Genomic DNA, 3,399 nt, shown 5'->3' on the forward strand with positions numbered 1-3,399 from the left:
GCAACAGCAACGTGTTGGTTTCGATTGAAAATGGCATCGCGACCATTAGCCCAACGGCAGACTGGAACGGCTCAGAAATCCTAACGTTTACGGCTACCGATCCAAGCGGTGAAAGCGTCAGCCAAACGGTGAACTTCACAGTTGCGCCTGTGGCGGACGTCGTGGCAGACAACGCGACGGTTGTGGAAGACACGCCGACCATCATCAAGGTTTTAGGTAACGACACGTTCGAAGGCGACGACAAAGTGGTGTCGCTGGATACCAATAACGGTCCAGCCAACGGCACGGTCTCGGTCAACCCGGACGGCAGCGTAACCTACACACCAAACGACAACTACCACGGTACAGACAGTTTCACGTACATCGTCACATCTGGGGGCGTCAGTGAATCCACCACGGTGAACGTCGATGTCACACCAGTGAACGACGTGCCAGTGGCGACCAATGACAATGCCGTTACTGACGAAGACACGCCAGTGACGATTGATGTCTTGCCAAACGATACTGATATCGATGGCGATACGCTGTCTATCCAATCGGCGTCTGTGCCGAGTGACCAAGGGACAGTTGAAATTGTTGACGGCAAGTTGGTGTTCACACCGGCTGAGAACTTCCATGGTGACGCCGAAATCACTTACACCGTCACCGATGGTGCACTGACTGACCAAGCGACGGTCAACGTCACCGTAAATGCCGTAAACGACACGCCAGTGGTTGAGAGCAGCATTGCAGACCAAACCTTGGCAGAAGACTTTACGCCATACAGCATCGATCTAAATACTGCCTTCAGTGATGTGGATAACGTGGATGGCGAGTTAACGTTTAGCGTCTCTGGTAATAGCAACATTCAAGTGGCAATCGTCAATGGTATTGCTACGTTCACTCCAACCGCAGACTGGAACGGCTCAGAAGCGCTGACCTTTACGGCGACCGATCCAAGCGGTGAAAGCGTTAGCCAAACGGTGAACTTCACAGTAGCGCCTGTGGCGGACATCGTGGCAGACAAAGCGACGGTGGTGGAAGACACGCCAACCATCATCAAGGTCTTAGATAACGACACGTTCGAAGGCGACGACAAAGTGGTGTCGCTGGATACCAATAACGGCCCAGCCAACGGCACGGTCTCGGTCAACCCGGATGGTAGCGTAACCTACACGCCAAACGACAACTACCACGGTACAGACAGCTTCACCTACATCGTCACGTCCAGTGGGGTATCAGAGTCCACCACGGTGAACGTCGATGTGACGCCAGTCAATGACGCGCCAGTGGCAAACGATGATACCGCTGTTACTGACGAAGACACGCCAGTGACGATTGATGTTCTGCCAAACGATACTGACATTGATGGCGATACGCTGTCTATCCAATCGGCGTCCGTACCTGAAGCGCAAGGCACAGTTGAGATTGTTGATGGTAAATTGGTCTTCACGCCAGCCGAGAACTTCCATGGTGACGCTGAAATCACTTACACCGTTACCGATGGTTCGCTGACTGACCAAGCGACGGTCAACGTCACCGTGAATGCGGTGAACGACACGCCTGTGGTTGAAAGCAACCTCGCAGACCAAACCTTGGCAGAAGACTTTACGCCATACAGCATCGATCTAAATACTGCCTTCAGTGATGTGGATAACGTGGATGGCGAGTTAACGTTTAGCGTCTCTGGTAATAGCAACATTCAAGTGGCAATCGTCAATGGTATTGCTACGTTCACTCCAACCGCAGACTGGAACGGCTCAGAAGCGCTGACCTTTACGGCCACCGATCCAAGCGGCGAAAGCGTTAGCCAAACGGTGAACTTCACGGTAGCGCCTGTGGCGGACATCGTGGCAGACAACGCGACGGTTGTGGAAGACACGCCGACCATCATCAAGGTTTTAGGTAACGACACGTTCGAAGGCGACGATAAAGTGGTGTCGCTGGATAGCAATAACGGTCCAGCGAACGGCACGGTCTCGGTCAACCCGGACGGCAGCGTCACTTACACGCCGAACGACAACTACCACGGTACAGACAGCTTCACCTACATCGTTACGTCGGGTGGGGTATCGGAGTCCACCACGGTGAACGTCGATGTCACACCAGTCAACGATGCGCCAGTGGCAAAAGATGATACAGCTGTTACTGACGAAGACACGCCAGTGACGATTGATGTCCTACCAAACGACACCGATATTGATGGCGATACGCTGTCTATCCAATCAGCGTCTGTGTCGAGTAACCAAGGTACAGTTGAGATTGTTGATGGCAAACTGGTGTTCACACCGGCTGAGAACTTCCATGGTGACGCTGAAATCACTTACACCATCACCGATGGTGCGCTGACTGATCAAGCGACGGTCAACGTCACCGTGAATGCGGTGAACGACGCGCCTGTGGTTGAAAGCAGCATTGCAGACCAAGCCTTGGCGGAAGACTTTACGCCATACAGCATCGATCTAAATACCGCTTTCAGCGATGTGGATAACGCCGATGGTGAGTTAACGTTTAGCGTCTCTGGTAACAGTAGTGTCAATGTCTCAATAGAAAATGGTATTGCTACGTTCACTCCAACCGCAGACTGGAACGGCTCAGAAGCGTTAACCTTTACTGCCACCGATCCAAGCGGTGAAAGCGTCAGCCAAACGGTGAACTTCACAGTAGCGCCTGTGGCAGACATCGTGGCAGATAAAGCGACGGTTGTGGAAGACACGCCGACCATCATCAAGGTCTTAGGTAACGACACGTTCGAAGGCGACGACAAAGTGGTGTCGCTCGATACCAATAACGGCCCAGCCAATGGCACGGTCTCGGTCAACCCGGACGGCAGCGTAACCTACACGCCAAACGACAACTACCACGGGGCAGACAGCTTTACCTACATCGTTACCTCCGGTGGCGTCAGTGAGTCCACCACGGTGAACGTCGATGTCACGCCAGTGAACGATGCGCCAGTGGCAAAAGATGACACGGCGATTACTGACGAAGACATGCCAGTGACGATTGATGTTCTGCCAAACGACACCGATATTGATGGCGATAAGCTGTCGATTGACTCGGCATCTGTGCCGAGTGACCAAGGTACAGTTGAAATTGTTGACGGCAAGTTGGTCTTCACACCGGCTGAGAACTTCCATGGTGACGCTGAAATTACTTACACGGTTACCGATGGTTCGCTGACTGACCAAGCCACGGTCAACGTCACCGTGAATGCGGTGAACGACACGCCTGTGGTTGAGAGCAGCATCGCAGACCAAACCTTGGCGGAAGATTTCGCCCCATACAGCATCGATCTAAATACCGCTTTCAGCGATGTAGATAACGTGGATGGCGAGCTGAGCTTCAGCGTCTCCGGCAACAGCAACATTCAAGTGGCGATCGTCAATGGGATTGCTACGTTCACTCCAACCGCAGACT

At 53.0% G+C, this 3,399-nt stretch carries 1 protein-coding gene; it reads left to right on the forward strand.

Features of this window, described 5'->3' with window-relative positions; translation table 11 throughout:
• Nucleotides 1-3,399, forward strand: a 3,399-nt coding sequence (locus R7R78_RS23690; protein WP_225474335.1) for a tandem-95 repeat protein, incomplete at both ends; no start/stop codon positions are given.

The sequence above is a fragment of the Vibrio sp. 2134-1 genome (genome assembly GCF_033339495.1).